Consider the following 15,340-nt stretch of genomic DNA (forward strand, 5'->3'; position numbering starts at 1 on the left):
GTTATGGCGGTAGCGCAGAAAAAATCACACAAGGAATCTCGTGAAGCAAGAATTGCTTTACAGACACTGTTGGCAGAGAAAAACATAGCATATGTAGACAAGAACTATGTTTTGCATACCTACGATAGATTCAGTCCTGAAGTTAAGGAAATAGTTAACTTTATTTCCAATAACCGATATTTGTTTAACGGTGAGCTTTTTGGGAAGCGGCCTATTATCAAAGAAGCCTCTAAAGATGAAGTTCAAACAGCACTTGCTGAAGCAATTATTCAAGATTCTGGAAATAAGGTCGCGGACATTACCCAGATTGCAAACAGAACAAAGAACTTGCTTGAAACTGCCGTTAATCAAGGTATTTCCGACATTCATATTCGTATCTTTGACAGGTCATTATTCTTCGGACGACAAGACGGGATTATTAAGACATTAATGATGCCGCAAGATCGAACGTACGGTAAATCAATGCTTTCGTACATGTTCATGCGTTTGGCTCGTGAGAGCTGGAATGAACATGGCGACTTTGACGGTCGATTCGATATGACTGTTGATAAAAAAGGTGTGGGTGAAATTACTATCTCTTGGCGTATTTCCCAAATACCGTCTGTGCATGGGCCAAAGGTAACTATACGTAACTTAGATGCAAGTGATGTTGGCGAAAGTTTAGACGCTCTTGGGTTAAATGAGGGTCAATGTTTTGAGGTTAACCGGCTTTTTAGTTCACAAGATGGTCTGTTTCTTTTAAGTGGTCCAACGGGTTCCGGTAAAACGACAACCATAAATACAGCCTTAGACACAGTTGCTAAAGCTGGTGATAAGATTATCCAGACTTTCGAGGATCCCGTTGAATGGAGTTCAAAAAGACCTAACTTGATTCAAACTGAAGTAAGACCAGGTCAGAAAGTCTCTGAAGATTCCGATAAATTCAAGGATTTCGCTTACTTTGGTAAAAAAGCCCTCCGTGGAGATACCGATCTAGTATATGTCGGGGAGATCCGAGACAACGAAGTGGCAATGCTTGCGCTTCGTATGGCGGATACGGGCCAGTTCTGTGTATCTACAACACACACCAACTCTGCATTAGCGAGTGTTAGTACGTTTATTGAACAGTTCGACGTCAAGCCATCATTATTAGCGGCACCAGGTGTACTTCGAGGTTTAGCTCATCAACGACTCACTCGTAAAGTGTGCAATTCTTGCGGCCTGACTCATGACATGGCTCAAGAACGTGCTAATAACGGTGATGAGCACTACATTAACGCAATCAAAAGCGCAGAGAAGTACGTAGCTAGATATTCAAAATCAGAAGAACAAGAGAAAAGGTACCGTTCCCAACTTCGTTTCCGCGACCGTAAGGGTTGCAGTTTGTGCAACAACGGATTACGAGGTCGTACCGCCGTATTTGAACTCATAATAGTTGAAGAAGAAGACCGAAAGTTCATCAAAAATAATGATATGAGTGGTTGGGCTGAATATCTAAATAGTAAAGGGATGCCTACTATTTATGACCATGCAGCTGAAAAAGTCATAGAAGGTCACTGTGATGTACTTGTTATCGAAAGCATGCTGAGTGACATGACCGTTTATGATGTTGATTCAGCTTATAAATCGATGAACAAGTTGAGGTAGTCCCAATGGCTAAAACTATAACTCAACTACTTTTAGGTACTGACGAGCGACTTAAGCTTCTTGAGGATTTGGAAACGCGATTCACATTTGGTGATGATCCTCAAACAGTAGCCGATGATTTTATTGCATTCGGTAGCAACTTAGAAAAAGAGTTTGGTACTGCAATCAATGATGCAATTTCAAATGGTCTGAGTTTTACAGCAGCACTTGAAGGTTGGTTTCCTGAAATTGTCATAGAAGCAATTCGAATGGGGGAAACATCCGGTAACTTTGGTAAGGGTTGCAAATACGGTAAAGAAGCTTTAGAGGCTACATCAGAATCTGTCATGACATTTTTTATGACGATCGGTAAGCCAATTTTGTTCATCGTTAGTGTCTTTGCAATGATAGGGCTTATTTCCGTAAACCTAATGGGTACCCTTGGTTCGAATAAACCGATGAATCAATGGCCTTTAGTCAGCGTATCGGTTTATGACTTTGGCCATAACTTAGTTAATAACTGGGGACTTTATTTATGTTTAGTTATTTTCTGTGTTATCTGCCTATTTATTGCCCTGACCAACTGGACTGGACAGTCAAGAAACAACGTTCGCATGTCACCTCTATTTCGACAATACAACTTAGTTATGGCTCTGCGAATCATTAACGGTTTTGCTCAGCTACGTTCAATTGGGCTCAGCCTCGATGAATCGGTCGAAATAATGCTTTCGAGCACCGGGTTAAATCGATACACCAGATATCACCTTGAGGAAGTGCAGGGAAATATTCAGTTATCGGAAGTTGAGGGTGTTTTAGGAAGACTTCTAGATACAGGAATGCTTGAAGAACGGATGGTGAACCGACTTAACCGCGTTACTAACCCAGCGATTACTGACGTAAGGCTTTTAAAGCAAACTGCTACGGAAATTTATCGGTTATACAAAAGACAACTGGCTCGTACATCAGCAGTAATGGCTCAACTAAACCGAGCTATTGGGGTCGCTTTATTTCTATGGATGATGGCTGGTTGTTTATTCCTTGCCATTCCTGATATGTAAAAAGGTAATTCAAATGAATAACACAACCAATGACTCAACATCAACACTTACCAATTCAGCAATAGATTTAACTGTGAGAGAAAATAAAATGGAACAATCAAAAAACGTCAACAAATTCACTGCACCAAAAATCCTGACTAAGAAACGCTCCGATGGTTTGGCGTTGTTGGATTTAATTTATTGGGGAGCAGGTATTCTGGCGATTGTAGCTATCATTGCTGCTCTTTACCCTAAAGCGATGCACCAGTTGCACATGTATCAACTTGGTACAGATATTGCCGACATTCAAAAAGCCTCAGTGAACTGGAAAGGGCGCCGTACGAACTATTCAAATATCTCGATTAGTGATCTTTGTAAAGCGCGCTATTTATCGCACTCAATTTGTGGTGCCAGTGATGATGCTACAAGTGCTAACCCTTGGGGCGGAAATTACACCGTTTCGGTTAACTCAGATAAATCACTAATCGATGTAACAATCACTGGTATTGACGACGATTACGGTCAACAAGTAATTGACTCTTTAGCTTCTCGTACTGCTGATGAATGTTCATCTGCTGGCTCCAACGGTGCGGACTGCGACACCATCAGCCTATCAGGTACGACTGCTACTCTAACTCTGAAGTAATACAGGAACTGGTCGCGGCATGAGTCGCGACCTTTATCGGGTGCAGTAAATGAGAAAGAAGCAGAAAGGATTGGCTCTAATAGATCTTCTAATGTCAGGTGCAGTGTATGTTGCTCTAATATCTATGGGGACAACTTTTATCTACAGTACTTTTCGGCCTTACCTCGACAATATGGAACTGGAAGATTACTCAGTATCTCTGTTCAGAGGTATGGAACAGTATTATTGGGATCACGTAATTGATACACGATGCATCCAACCACCATCTAGCATTGACCTTCAGACATTGATTGATGGTGGGTATGTGAGTAGTAAACTTTCTAGTGATTCATTCTTTGAAGGAACAAATCCCAAGCTGAGTTTCCACACTACTGCAGATAATTTCTTTCCTACATCGAGTCAACTTGAAGTAAACGTTAAGAGCGTTTATGTCCATTCATTGATGAAAGCTAGGTTTTTTAATTCAACTGAATCTAGAAATTTTGATGAAAGCGCCCAAGACAGAACATTTAGTTCGGTAATTACTTTAATACATCCAATGAAAGTAAATGACCTTACACCTGAGTTTTTATCAACGATAAATACTAGTAATTGTGGAAGCTAATTAAATGCGTAACAGAAAATCCTTTTTACAAATGAGAAACAGCCCATCGAAACAGAAAGGTCTAGTCCTTATTGATATTGTCCTTGGTGGTGCTCTACTTCTTGTTTTGCTCTCTGCATACGCTAAGTGGGAAATCGATAAGACAGAAAGAGAGCTCGCGGATTCAGCCAAGACTAAACTTGAGTATATTATTGAAAAAAGTCAAATGTACTATATGGCACGCATTTATGTGGATGGGAATGAACCCACGGACACTAGTAACTATCCATCTTCATATGACGACTTAACAGATAAGGGCTACATCGCTAAATGTTCATCCCAAGATGAAATGAACAACAAATGTGTTGATTACTCTTTATTACCTATTGGTGGCGGCGAAGCAGTTGTTTTTAATGTTAGTACTGATACTGACGGTTATGCTCAACTTAAGCTGTCATTTGATCTATCTAATGAATCGAATGCCAAACGAAAAAATTTAATTCGACAATCGGTGATAAAAGTTCCTGGTTACACAATGGATGACGACGTTGTCACTATAACTGTAACTCGTCCGGGAAGTGCCCTTGCGTTTGATAATGTTGTTCTTAGAGACGGTACGCACGATATGACCGATGATTGGGATTTTGGTGGTACTGCGAAATTAGAAAACGTTAAAGACATCACCTTTGAAGGTTTGACAGACAGGACTGCACTAACAGGTATAGTTAAAAATGGTTCGGTTTATGTAGAAGATCAAAATGGTGCTGTAGTAACAAAACCAGAATGCCCAGCAGGTTACAATCCAACCATTACAACATATTTCATTGGAACGGGTGGTGATACCGAGTTCACCGAAATGGGTAATATTGACACCTATTACCGCAGTACAAGTCCAACAACGTGGCAAGTGAATATTCGATTTGCCGCCTTGAAGAGTGGCGAAACATCAAGAGCCTGGCAGTATACAGGCAACGTCGGTTACTGGACATGGTGCGACCTTTAACATCTAACTAGGTGATTTGATTTATGGAAGATTTTCAAAATGATATTGATGCGATGCAAAAGAGATCGCTACCAATACATGAACGGTCTGAGCTTAGAACAAAATTTGACCACACATTACGCAAACCCATAGTAACCGTAGGTAAAAAGAAAAAGGGTATTTTCAGCTTTGGTAGAAAAACTTTAGAATTTTTGCTGCTAGATGTCTCACCTAATGGGGCATGTATAATCGCAAAAGACCTTCGTGCATCTCCATTTAATCTCAATGAAGAAATAATCATCGAATTTCCTAATGGGATTGAGCGTGCAGCTGAAGTGCGGTGGCAACTAAAAGAACTTGAGGTTTCGGGATACGATGAAAAAAAGTTAGGGATTGGACTTCAGTTGACCGAAGTGTTGACGCAAGATGAAATGCTAACCATATGATAACAGTAAAAATTGGCCGGATTTACTCGGCCATTTTTTTACGTGTTATAAAATCATCGAAAAAAAAATAGTTCTTTGGTAAAATCGTGGGATGCGCTGTTTATTTATTGCAATTGACACGAATGTCAGAGGGTAATTTTCGGTATGTTGTTGGGACACACGGAACAAGTTAGATCCAGAAATCAGAATGGTGACCCATTAGTTGACTTGGCTATAAAAGGGGATCAAAGTGCGATAGAAACCTTATATAACAAGTATAAGCCGCTACTGTTTTTTTCACATAATCACTTTAAAAGCGTCATCCCCTCTGATGAAATTGAAGGCTGTTACGATGAAGCCTTTGTAACCACGCTAAACACCTTCAATGAGAGTTACGGTTGTCAGTTTGTGACCCATCTTAAGAACATACTACATCGAACTATCTTCGCTAACATACCAAGCTATTCAGACATTTATATCCCTAAGATCCTACGGTACAGGGTTTTCAGGATAATGAAATATCTAGGGTGTAATAACGTTCATGATTCATCTGTACATGGTTTTACTATCGAGCATATAGAGATGGCAAAAGCTCATTACGGGTGGGATACGTTAAACTCTGAACTAGTTATGTATGTCATTCCCATTCTTTTTTACGAACTTTCAGATTCCTTTAATTATGAGGAAGCTCTACAGAAGAAGGATTCATTTGGTCTAACGGTTGAGCAATCGACCATTGATGAATCTGACGTTATAAGACGAGACTTAGCCAATCTTATAGAAACCGTACTCAATTTATACTTCCATGGTGAAGAAAAAGTCTTCATGAAAAATATTATGAGAATGTATGTGCAATCACTAGCTAATGATGAATGCTATGCGCAAAGAGCACTCCAAGTATACGGCTATGACACAAAAACAACTTCACGTAAATGCGTCTATTTCTTTGATGTGTTACGAGAATATTGCCAATTCAATGATATCAAAATAGACGATTACTTCTAATTGTCTTCATCGCGATCAAAGACAACTCAAAGGTTTAAGATATGAATAAAACGCTACTTTGTTTAGCAGTATCCGCAGTATTGTTTGGTTGTAGTTCGACAGAACAACATGAGTCATCAAATGGTGCAGATGTGGAATACATTTCAATTAATGTAACCGCTCCACATTTTACAGCATTCAAATATATAGATGCACCAATTAGCTTGACAGTTAAAGATGAAAGAAAAAATATTGAGGTCGGTCATTTAGAAGATTTGACATCCGAAGTGTTATCACCAGTACGTACCATTGAATCATTACAAGCAATACTTCAGCCTATTTTAGTTGAAACACTTTCGGGGCAAGGGCACAAAGTAGCGCTGTCAAATAATGGTAATTTCGAAGCGGGCAAAAACACAATGCGTGTAAATATAAAGTCGCTTTACGCTCGTGGCACCGCAAATGATGATCTCAGTGCTGTAGGTGAGTTAGAAGTAGTAATGGGTGTAGTCAATGCTGATGGTGATATCCAACAGTTTGCAAAAACAATCAACACCAAAATCAATTATACTGACTCTCAAAGTGTGCTGACCGAGGATAATGTCAGAGTGGCAATAGAGCAAATGCTTTCTAGCATGATCAACACCATGGCCAAAGATGCAGAAATTCAGAATTTTATGCGCGTAAACTTTGAACAATTTGAAAGTTGAGTTTAACCATGTCTAAAGCTAACTTGGTTTACTGTGCCCTAATATCTTCATTCGTTTCTGTGGCAGCACAAGCTAATGTATATGACCAAATCGATAAATACATGCATCAAGACCTTCATGTTCAGACAGTGCCTGTGGAATCAAAGTACATCGAAAAATATTTTGACTGTTCTTTTTATCATTCGACGGTGACTAAAAGTTCCGGCAGAAGCGAACATGTAAGTTTTGTTCCTGACACCATTGCTGTATTACCGAACGGCAATGTACTTTCAGTTTCGATGCCTGCTAATAATGCAAGGTTAGAAGAACTCGAAAAGTGCTTGAAACATAGCAACACCACTACAAGTTTTAAAGATGGAATGGAACTACAAAAAAGCTTAGAGGCTTTATATCCGTTTATGACAGGTGTTGTGGAAGGGCAGAAGTACAAAATAACAGGTCATGACTTAACACTAGTATCTGCCAATAATTATCGCGGAATTAACGAGTTTAATGTAGTACTTAAAGCAGGTAAACCTGAGAAAATCTATATTAGGTATCGTGCTGCTCAGTAACTCAGGTCTTTCCCCAAATAACCTTATAACCGCTATAAACCTCACCATCACGCTTATACCAAACCCGTCTAGTGACGGGTTTTTCAATGCTTGACTATTGATTAGTTAGAGTAAGATATCAACAAAGAGTTACCTAAAAATAAGGTCTATCATGGTGTTTAGAATTAGAAATTTTGGCAACGATGCTGAATGCTTTTCAATAGATGAACTAAAACAATCTCTTTCAACGATTTATTCCGGCCAGTCCGTTACCATTGAATACCGGAGCCGATGTGGATTGCTAAAAACAAAGCATGTCGATATTTCAGACGCAGGGATAATGACTAACAGCTATGGACTTAATGAAATCATCAGCTATGAAGATTTAGCAAATGATATCCAAATCCCCTAACATCTCATTTTGGCGAACCCGTAGAGAAGCAGCAAACCGATAAGCTTGTAGTTTTTGAGTAACCTATGGTGCTCCTGTGTTACAAGGGTTTACTGCTTAAGGTAAAATCACAGACCAAGTTCAGTCGTAATTAACAAAATACAATATTTAGGAAAACACGAATCAGATTTTGGTAAGCAAAAAATTGAGATATACCACCGGCATTCGAAGTCGTTCAGAACCTTCAAAGGAAGGTGCTTGGGTAGGGCTGGTGTTCGTATTTATTACAGCATTTATTATTGTACCGGGCGCGATAGCCTATATGTTTGGTTGGTCAGGAGCTTTTCTCCATATAATTATAACCTCGATGGCATGTCTGGTAACAGTCGGGCAGCGGTTACCACCATATATAATGCGTACCATATTGGTACTGACTTTCACATTCACTCTTACCTATTGGGTTCTAAGTCAAACGGGTCAATAACAGCGATTTTATTGAAATAACTATTGGGGATGTTATGTCTGGAAGTGAAAAAGGGGGGGTGTTTTGGCAGGTAGAGTAGCTTTAGACCTCACTGGTGGAAAATACAATAACCTCCGTGTTCTTGGTAGATAGGAACATGGTCAGCAATAGCAGCCAAACCCACTTTCTTACGACTCTACTCCTTGCACGTTCGAATTGTGCCCTGCCAAATCTGCTTGAGGGATCCCTGTATAAGATTCAGATTCGAACGTGATTGACTCGGCTGTGATAATCACATCGTCAAACTGATCGCTTAATTCTGTTTTTAGGTCTGTAAGTAATTCATCAGGGATTTGGCCACGGTCATACGTCACAGACTCTTTTTTAGAAGAACCATTGTGAACGTACTTGCCACATATAGAATCGGCTAGTTCAGCAACCGAATCTCGATTCAAGGTCTAGATTGGTTGCCTTTATCCCTGAAGATATCAAGGCTAGGGCAGAAATAGAGTAGATCTTTTCATGCTTGAAATTTCCTATCTCATTACATTTACACTATTGCCACGTACATAAACAAAACTAATGGAAATTCAGACCGCTGGTGGTATTATCAAGTGGAGCAAACTGCTTGCTTGTGTTCCGAACTTTGGCTTGCCAATTGGCAAAGATCGTATGATCAGCAGTCTAAACACCTATCTAATATTTATCTTTACATCAATGTGTAAGGAGTCGGACGTTGCTCATTGAATTGTGAGGATATGCCCTATGCTAACACCCGATCATCTATTGCGCTTTCCTGATGGAAAAGTTGTTTCACAAATTAAGAAAGAAGCAAAAAGACTCACGAAAGCCAGTGAACTATCTCACAGCCAAGTGCTTAGTCAATTAGCCAAAGATTCAGGCATTGACCTGCCCTGGGAAAAAGCCCTAAAACAATTACGAATCTATTGGGATAGTTATTTCGCAGAGTTCATTTTTCAGGAAGAACCAGAGTGGGAATTTACTGTGCAGATTGGTGGCTTTAGCACTGAGGAAGCCGCTGTTAGTTACGCGAAAGGGGACGGTAGCTTAAAGTGGTCTTATGGTATGTTGATGTTTAGGCATGAAAGTGACGAAAATCCAGATTGGCGCATACTGGATGAGCGTGAAATTATTATCAAACGACAAAAACCTGAGACATTAGGTAACATGACAGTTTACCCTCAAGACTTCGAGCAAGTGAAATTTAGGTCGCACGAATTTTCACAAGTAGTTGGGCGTAAAGTGACTTCATTCGGTAGTCTTGCTTATGGAGTGTCAAAATCACCACTAGTACAAGAACCTCCATTTGTAGAAAAGGGCAGTAATGATGTGGAAAGCTCAAAATACCTCGAAGCGATTGGATTAGCAACAAGAGCAAAACAATACGGACATTCGATTTATCAGATAAAAAACGGTGATTCTAGCGCGAATCTTCATTACATCCATACGTCATTAGAGCCCCGTTTTATAACGTTCATGTGCCATTTTGCAAATTCATTACCTACACACCTTGAAGCAGATCTTCAAACAACAAGATCGACTTTTGCGATAACCCACTTAGAAACGTTCGATTTAGAAATGGATACGCATCTACACGAACTATTCAATGGAATCCCATGTTTTGGTCTTGATCTAGATTCATTACCATCAATGGCAGAAGAGGGATCTTTTGCAGAATTTCAGTGGCGAGTTATCAATGTTATGTTACAAGTTCAGGGTGCGCTGGGTATAGAGATTAAAGATGTCCATTTATGGTTAGATAAACCGTACTTTTCTAAAGTGGTCGAGCAATTAGAGTCTCAAGGGACGCATCCCAACATTGTCGACCTCGCCCGAAGCTTTCTAGGACATGACAGAGCCTACTTTAATAAATTGATGGCGAGTTTAACTCCGTCAATGATGCTATATCACTCGCTCCTTAAACCGATTACATCATAGTTCCTTTAACGGATTAGTCATTAATGTGGCTAATCCGAAGTTTTCCATTATGATTTTGCTCCAAAATCATCAAGTGTTTGAGTTAAAACTTGACCCGAATCGCTTCCAGTTCAACGGCTAAGGCTATGCTCAATTGGCTTTTCAAAAGTAGCCAAAGAACCCTCTGAATCGAACTCAATTGATACCAACGACAGACGAACCTCTTTAATCTTTACTTGATGTGTCTCTGTCACTTCATTAACCGCATCTAGAGCTAATGAAACCTTCCAGTCATCAGTACTCTTCGGCAGACCAGATTCTCCACCCACTTCGATGCTGCTACTCAGGTTGCCAACACCGTAAGTAAATCTTGCTTTAGCTTTTAGATACCCTTTAACTTGACTCGCCATTGTCGCTTCCTATTGTTGATTGCTTCTGTCAAAGGCACTGAAATCAGCTACTTCAATGCCTTTTGCACAAGCTTGATGTTTCTCACTAGGGCGTTCGATGTCGGTTAGTTAGTTTACGTTCTATTTCGATAATTCCCTATGTTAAATAATTAAAGGTTTGCAACTAAGGTTTTGAGTTTATCGCCTAACTGCTTTTGTAAATCCGTATATTCCGAACTCAAACCAACCAGACCACAAAGAGCAAACATAGGCAAAGCCATGACAATGGCTATCAAAACCCATAACCAGATAAAAATTCCGACAATTAATGACTTCATATATTTCCTATCAGGCTATCCGTCACAGCGAACGGGAAATCTGGTATTGCAGTGTTTGCATGTGTGGTAAAAACTGGCACCTGAATGACAGTCATCATCAGGTAGCTGAACGGTTTCTTCACACTGAGGGCATTCGCATTCATAAATCGTAACTTTGTATGCCTTAACTTCAATGGCTGGTGTATTGCTATCTGTCATTTTCGAAGTTTCCAATTAGGCTTAATCGCTCGGTTTGTTTAAGCGAGTGTCTTCATTTGTGATCAGTTCAATGGCGCAACAGGGACAGATTGACTTTCTAACGTAGCAAACCATTTCATGTTTGTTATGTCGTTCGGCTAATTGTTTTTTATTGGGCAAATCTTCAACTGGAACTTGCGGAATAGTCACATGGCTATTTTCGTGACCACCAAAGTCTATTTTACATATAGGACATGGCATCCAAAACCAGTTACCTGATAACGCCCACCAACGCCTAAAACTCACTGGTAATCGCTTCATGCCAAATGCATCGATTTTCATCTTTGCTGTGATTTTGTAATCATAATCAGCCATCATTTTTCCAATATTAAGTAGTTCAATGTTTATCTTAGACGAACATGCAATCCGTTTTCACGGTATCTTTCTTGTAGTTCAACTCGGTTATATTTATTTCTTAACCAAAGATCTCCTGACTCAATGCAAGCCAATGTCATCTGCTCATTGATCGGCAACTGAAATTTTAAACCACCAAAAGATTCGTCATACGGAAATACACCCCCGTTCTGACCGATGTTTATAAACCGCCTATCTAATGGTTCAAGCAGTTCATCCGTTAAAAACAAGTCTTCAAAGGCATTAATCTGATATTCCTTTAACCGCCCTGATGGATCTTCAACAGTGAAATCAACCCAACCCTTGTGGTGAATATTTGGTTTGTGAGAAAACGTTGTTATAACTAGCGTTACACCGTTGTCTGTCTGCATCTGAGTTTCCCATTACTAAATTAGTTACTTTTCTGCCAAGTGTTCTTGTAATTTGGCACTAAAGAATCCTGACCAAAAGCAGCAATTACAGCATGATTTTCAGTATCAAAAACATGTGACCAATCGACAGTTAGTGTTCCGTATTCTCCATCAAAGTCAGAATTTTCAGTTTCAAACGTAGTGCCGATGAGTTGTTCTGCTGTGTTCTTTGCGGTTTCTAGGTTCAAGCTAGAGCTATGGTAATCGTGCGCTCCACCATCTGGATAATGCCGACTTCCTGCAAATATTTGATATCTCATATGTTTCCAATGTTGATTAGTAATTCCTAATTCCATGAACTTCGTAGATACAAGCATTTTCATTGTCTTTACTAGGGTTAGTTTTTAGGCAGTTTTCCATTGATGATTTAATGAGGTAATTACCTAAAAGCAGCCCTAAAACAATACCAATTACAACTAATACGAGGTTCTTAAAAGTCGATTTTTTCAACGAATGTTTCCTAATTGGCTTTCTTGCTTATCAGTTGGCGCTAGCGGCTTTAATCGCTTCGTCCATCTCGTTAAGTAGATTTCTTTTGTGGCGAACGAATTCTGTTTTGCTCATACCGAGCGCGATGTAGTTATCGCCACTCGATTTAACCTCTCGAATTGCCATTTTGATAAGACCTACCGTAGTGTTTTGTGGCGTGTCTATTTTCGTACTGGCTGCGTTTAATATTGCTCGTTCATTGGGACCAATAACTAACTCAGCTTTCGTGAAAAGATTGCTAGGGTCAAACATACGAATTTTCCTATCAATATAACCGTTACAGCGCACGGAACATTTAACCAACTAAAGCACCACCTTTAGCGATCGTTCCTAGCAATAAAGCCACGATCCAAGCTGGCATAACTAATATCAAATATCGGTTGTTTTTATTAGTTACTAGGCTTGTGAAGGTAAATAGTACGACCATAACCGCATTTAAAATAAACCACTTAGTTGCAAAAGGGTCCGAATACATGGCTTTGGTAGTGTAAACAAATCCAAGCGCATATATGAACATCATTATCCGTGCGTATCTTTGTTGGGGAGTCATAATTGTTTCCAATATTCAGTTCTTGGTAAAGCCGTGCTTTTTAAGATGAAGTTCTCTGAGTAATCCGAACGCCCCCAGAACAACTTGGCCTATAATGAATGCAGGGCTGTACGTGCCATCATAAAAGGCGAATAGATAAGCTAAACCCATCACGATGCAGCCTATCCAAATACCTGACATTTCTTTATGCGATTGCCATAATTTCCACATTTTCATTTTTCCCACTATGGTTTCATGCGTTGACTGAGCATCGGTTGGTTTGCAGGATGGTTATTTGAAACATGTTGTGGTGCTGAATCAACAATGGCCGTGTCATAGTCACCGCTTAGGTGCTCTAGTAGACCCAAATCTAGTTCTTTTAGCTTGGCCATTGCCTCACCGTAACTAGTGTAATCGCCCTTCGGTTGAATGATCGCTACCTTGTGACCAAGTTTTTCTAACGCAATCCGCTCCGCTTCAGCTTCTTTGGCGACAAGAGCCATTGCAGTGCCATTTAGTTGGATGCCAAGTATCGGTTGAATGTAGTAGCCAGCTAGTTCGCCTTCTTCGACTTTCTGCCAATGTTTGAGGTTGTTGATATCAATTTCCATTATTTCTTCCATCATTCTTTGTTTTTCACAAAATGCACTTTGAAGGCTAGAATTCCATGCTGCTTTAACTGTTGAGCAAGTCTATCTAGTCGTTTCCAACTTCTTAACTCATCCACTCTGCCATGTCGAATGGCATATGCAACACCCCTCGCAGAGTTGATCCCAACAACATTAAATTCATTGTCGTGCTGTTCAGACTCTTGCAAGATAACATCGGTAATTCCACCAGACTCTGCCAACCGGAAAAACTCGCCCTCAGTAACTCTTTCAAACTTCATTTTTATTCATATTGCCATTTTGTAATCTACATAATAACATAATGTAGATTGATCTGTCTATGAAACATACTACTTGAACATTTTGCTTGCTTTTTCTCGTAGTTGATTCCAGTCGATATCTACGTACTCATCTTGTGATCGTATGTCTCTGTGATGGAGTAGGTTCTGTATGATGACTTTAAGCTCTGAATCAGTACACTTTTTGCTAAGTATTTTTTGAGCAAGTCTAGCCATTGTGTGTCGGCCACTGTGGGCTGAACATCCAGCATGTCCATAATTTTGATACAAAGATTTGATTGTATTCTGCATACTGGTGCAAACCTCGTACTCCTTACCCTTGACGGTTTTTCTCTGTAAAGCAAAAGGTTTCCACTCCCTGTGATGATTAGACATAAAGACAGGACTCTCAGGGTCTAGTCCACGATATAGATCTTGCCTCTTGCCATAGTTCATACCCACTCGATGCTTTACCCTAAGATCTAACCAGCGCTCGATATAGTATCTTTCATTATCGATAAATACGGGCGCAATAATTGACTGACTGCCTTTCGTCGCACTAGCTCGAATTCTGGTCAGGTACATTAGCCCTCCACTTTCATATAGAGCTTCTTTGACTAGCCACTTAGAGCACTCAATTGCTCTAAAAGTTGAACCCAGCGTCGCCCACAATATGGCTTGGTTACGGGCTGCTATGAGAGGGTCTACGCTAGGGTTATCTATTCGGTCGATAAGGCTGTCGAATTCATTGAGTGTAATGGTGTCAGGCTGTTTAACCTTTTTCTTAGGAGGGTTGAACACCCACTTGAAGTCAATATTCTCAGAGTCCATTGAAGTATCCACCCATATAGGAAGTAAGTATTTCCCATATGGTAGTATACTTTTTAATCATATTGATTAAGTTGTTGTTTTTATGTGACGTGATAGGAAACTCGCGCTGGTGGTTTTTCAGAAAAACCGTTTTCCAATTATTTTCCCAATCATCGAAATATCGTCTATGCTGTTTGAGTAGAGCACCGCTTTTTAAAAAGTGTTGATGACGTGGAAATAAGTGACTAGCTCTGCTCACTCCACATTGAGGGGCATACTCGTACAATGTGCAATTCCGCCGAATAGGCGGGGCGTGATTTCATGGCTTAGTTGCTTGCACCGCTAGGAGTCACAAAAATGTGATCTGTCAGATTTCCGCCGAATAGGCGGCTCAACTACTACCGAATAGGTAGCTGACATAAACACGATCACATGTAAAACTACCGCCGAATAGGCAGAGAAGTAATAGAAGCCCGTCTTATTTGACGGGTTTTCTATATCTAAACCTATCAGTTCGCGTTTTCCCTTCTTTTCTTAAAACTCTATTTTTATTTACAATTATATGCGAATATGCAAAAGTGCATTTATGCAATATTGCACT

Annotated in this window: 23 protein-coding genes; 10 read left to right on the plus strand and 13 right to left on the minus strand. The window is 39.9% G+C overall.

The window, feature by feature from the left end:
• Positions 1-3 precede the first annotated feature (3 nt).
• From HUO09_RS17030 to HUO09_RS17070, 9 genes are all read left to right on the plus strand, one after another.
• Positions 4-1,626 (plus strand): GspE/PulE family protein, encoded by a 1,623-nt coding sequence (locus tag HUO09_RS17030; protein WP_188234713.1) that lies wholly within the window; start codon positions 4-6, stop codon positions 1,624-1,626.
• Positions 1,627-1,631: 5 nt separating this feature from the next.
• A complete protein-coding gene (locus HUO09_RS17035) occupies positions 1,632-2,663 on the plus strand; it encodes a hypothetical protein (RefSeq protein WP_188234714.1) in 1,032 nt (343 codons plus the stop codon).
• 88 nt (positions 2,664-2,751) lie between these two features.
• Positions 2,752-3,288, plus strand: coding sequence for a type 4 pilus major pilin (locus HUO09_RS17040; protein ID WP_188234715.1), 537 nt, complete (start codon positions 2,752-2,754; stop codon positions 3,286-3,288).
• 49 nt (positions 3,289-3,337) lie between these two features.
• Positions 3,338-3,892, plus strand: coding sequence for a hypothetical protein (locus HUO09_RS17045; protein WP_188234716.1), 555 nt, complete (start codon positions 3,338-3,340; stop codon positions 3,890-3,892).
• A 4-nt stretch (positions 3,893-3,896) separates the two neighbouring features.
• On the plus strand, positions 3,897-4,874 hold the full coding sequence (locus HUO09_RS17050; RefSeq protein WP_188234717.1) for a hypothetical protein: 978 nt from the start codon (positions 3,897-3,899) through the stop codon (positions 4,872-4,874).
• A gap of 23 nt (positions 4,875-4,897) precedes the next feature.
• Complete coding sequence (locus tag HUO09_RS17055; protein ID WP_188234718.1) at positions 4,898-5,299, plus strand: PilZ domain-containing protein; 402 nt, start codon at positions 4,898-4,900, stop codon at positions 5,297-5,299.
• A 144-nt stretch (positions 5,300-5,443) separates the two neighbouring features.
• Complete coding sequence (locus tag HUO09_RS17060) at positions 5,444-6,283, plus strand: hypothetical protein (protein WP_188234719.1); 840 nt, start codon at positions 5,444-5,446, stop codon at positions 6,281-6,283.
• Between the two features lie 41 nt (positions 6,284-6,324).
• Positions 6,325-6,972, plus strand: coding sequence for a YajG family lipoprotein (locus HUO09_RS17065; RefSeq protein WP_188234720.1), 648 nt, complete (start codon positions 6,325-6,327; stop codon positions 6,970-6,972).
• 8 nt (positions 6,973-6,980) lie between these two features.
• Complete coding sequence (locus HUO09_RS17070; protein WP_188234721.1) at positions 6,981-7,526, plus strand: hypothetical protein; 546 nt, start codon at positions 6,981-6,983, stop codon at positions 7,524-7,526.
• Positions 7,527-8,547: 1,021 nt separating this feature from the next.
• Here HUO09_RS17070 and HUO09_RS17075 read toward each other — a convergent pair.
• Complete coding sequence (locus HUO09_RS17075) at positions 8,548-8,814, minus strand: hypothetical protein (protein WP_188234722.1); 267 nt, start codon at positions 8,812-8,814, stop codon at positions 8,548-8,550.
• Positions 8,815-9,124: 310 nt separating this feature from the next.
• On the opposite strand from HUO09_RS17075, the gene HUO09_RS17080 reads away from it, so the two are divergent.
• Positions 9,125-10,318: a hypothetical protein gene (locus HUO09_RS17080; RefSeq protein ID WP_188234723.1), complete on the plus strand. Its 1,194-nt coding sequence runs from the start codon at positions 9,125-9,127 to the stop codon at positions 10,316-10,318.
• A gap of 110 nt (positions 10,319-10,428) precedes the next feature.
• Here HUO09_RS17080 and HUO09_RS17085 read toward each other — a convergent pair whose 3' ends face one another.
• The 12 genes from HUO09_RS17085 to HUO09_RS17140 all read right to left on the minus strand — a co-directional run bounded on the left by HUO09_RS17085 (position 10,429) and on the right by HUO09_RS17140 (position 14,760).
• Positions 10,429-10,707, minus strand: coding sequence for a hypothetical protein (locus HUO09_RS17085; RefSeq protein WP_188234724.1), 279 nt, complete (start codon positions 10,705-10,707; stop codon positions 10,429-10,431).
• Between the two features lie 149 nt (positions 10,708-10,856).
• The gene (locus tag HUO09_RS17090) at positions 10,857-11,024 is read right to left on the minus strand and encodes a hypothetical protein (RefSeq protein WP_188234725.1); all 168 of its coding nucleotides are present in this window, start codon (positions 11,022-11,024) and stop codon (positions 10,857-10,859) included.
• A gap of 15 nt (positions 11,025-11,039) precedes the next feature.
• Positions 11,040-11,222, minus strand: a complete 183-nt coding sequence (locus HUO09_RS17095; protein WP_188234726.1) for a hypothetical protein — start codon at positions 11,220-11,222, stop codon at positions 11,040-11,042.
• A gap of 21 nt (positions 11,223-11,243) precedes the next feature.
• On the minus strand, positions 11,244-11,576 hold the full coding sequence (locus HUO09_RS17100; protein WP_188234727.1) for a hypothetical protein: 333 nt from the start codon (positions 11,574-11,576) through the stop codon (positions 11,244-11,246).
• 29 nt (positions 11,577-11,605) lie between these two features.
• Positions 11,606-11,986, minus strand: a complete 381-nt coding sequence (locus HUO09_RS17105; protein ID WP_188234728.1) for a hypothetical protein — start codon at positions 11,984-11,986, stop codon at positions 11,606-11,608.
• A 20-nt stretch (positions 11,987-12,006) separates the two neighbouring features.
• Positions 12,007-12,285: a hypothetical protein gene (locus HUO09_RS17110; protein WP_188234729.1), complete on the minus strand. Its 279-nt coding sequence runs from the start codon at positions 12,283-12,285 to the stop codon at positions 12,007-12,009.
• A gap of 220 nt (positions 12,286-12,505) precedes the next feature.
• A complete protein-coding gene (locus HUO09_RS17115) occupies positions 12,506-12,766 on the minus strand; it encodes a hypothetical protein (protein ID WP_188234730.1) in 261 nt (86 codons plus the stop codon).
• A gap of 43 nt (positions 12,767-12,809) precedes the next feature.
• Positions 12,810-13,064: a hypothetical protein gene (locus HUO09_RS17120; RefSeq protein ID WP_188234731.1), complete on the minus strand. Its 255-nt coding sequence runs from the start codon at positions 13,062-13,064 to the stop codon at positions 12,810-12,812.
• Between the two features lie 15 nt (positions 13,065-13,079).
• Positions 13,080-13,274: a hypothetical protein gene (locus HUO09_RS17125; protein WP_188234732.1), complete on the minus strand. Its 195-nt coding sequence runs from the start codon at positions 13,272-13,274 to the stop codon at positions 13,080-13,082.
• A gap of 14 nt (positions 13,275-13,288) precedes the next feature.
• Positions 13,289-13,654, minus strand: a complete 366-nt coding sequence (locus HUO09_RS22610; RefSeq protein WP_373563705.1) for a hypothetical protein — start codon at positions 13,652-13,654, stop codon at positions 13,289-13,291.
• 11 nt (positions 13,655-13,665) lie between these two features.
• On the minus strand, positions 13,666-13,932 hold the full coding sequence (locus HUO09_RS17135; protein WP_188234733.1) for a hypothetical protein: 267 nt from the start codon (positions 13,930-13,932) through the stop codon (positions 13,666-13,668).
• 69 nt (positions 13,933-14,001) lie between these two features.
• Positions 14,002-14,760 (minus strand): site-specific integrase, encoded by a 759-nt coding sequence (locus tag HUO09_RS17140; RefSeq protein ID WP_188234734.1) that lies wholly within the window; start codon positions 14,758-14,760, stop codon positions 14,002-14,004.
• Positions 14,761-15,340 lie beyond the last annotated feature (580 nt).

This window comes from Vibrio sp. Y2-5 (genome assembly GCF_014596725.1).
GTDB lineage: Bacteria > Pseudomonadota > Gammaproteobacteria > Enterobacterales > Vibrionaceae > Vibrio.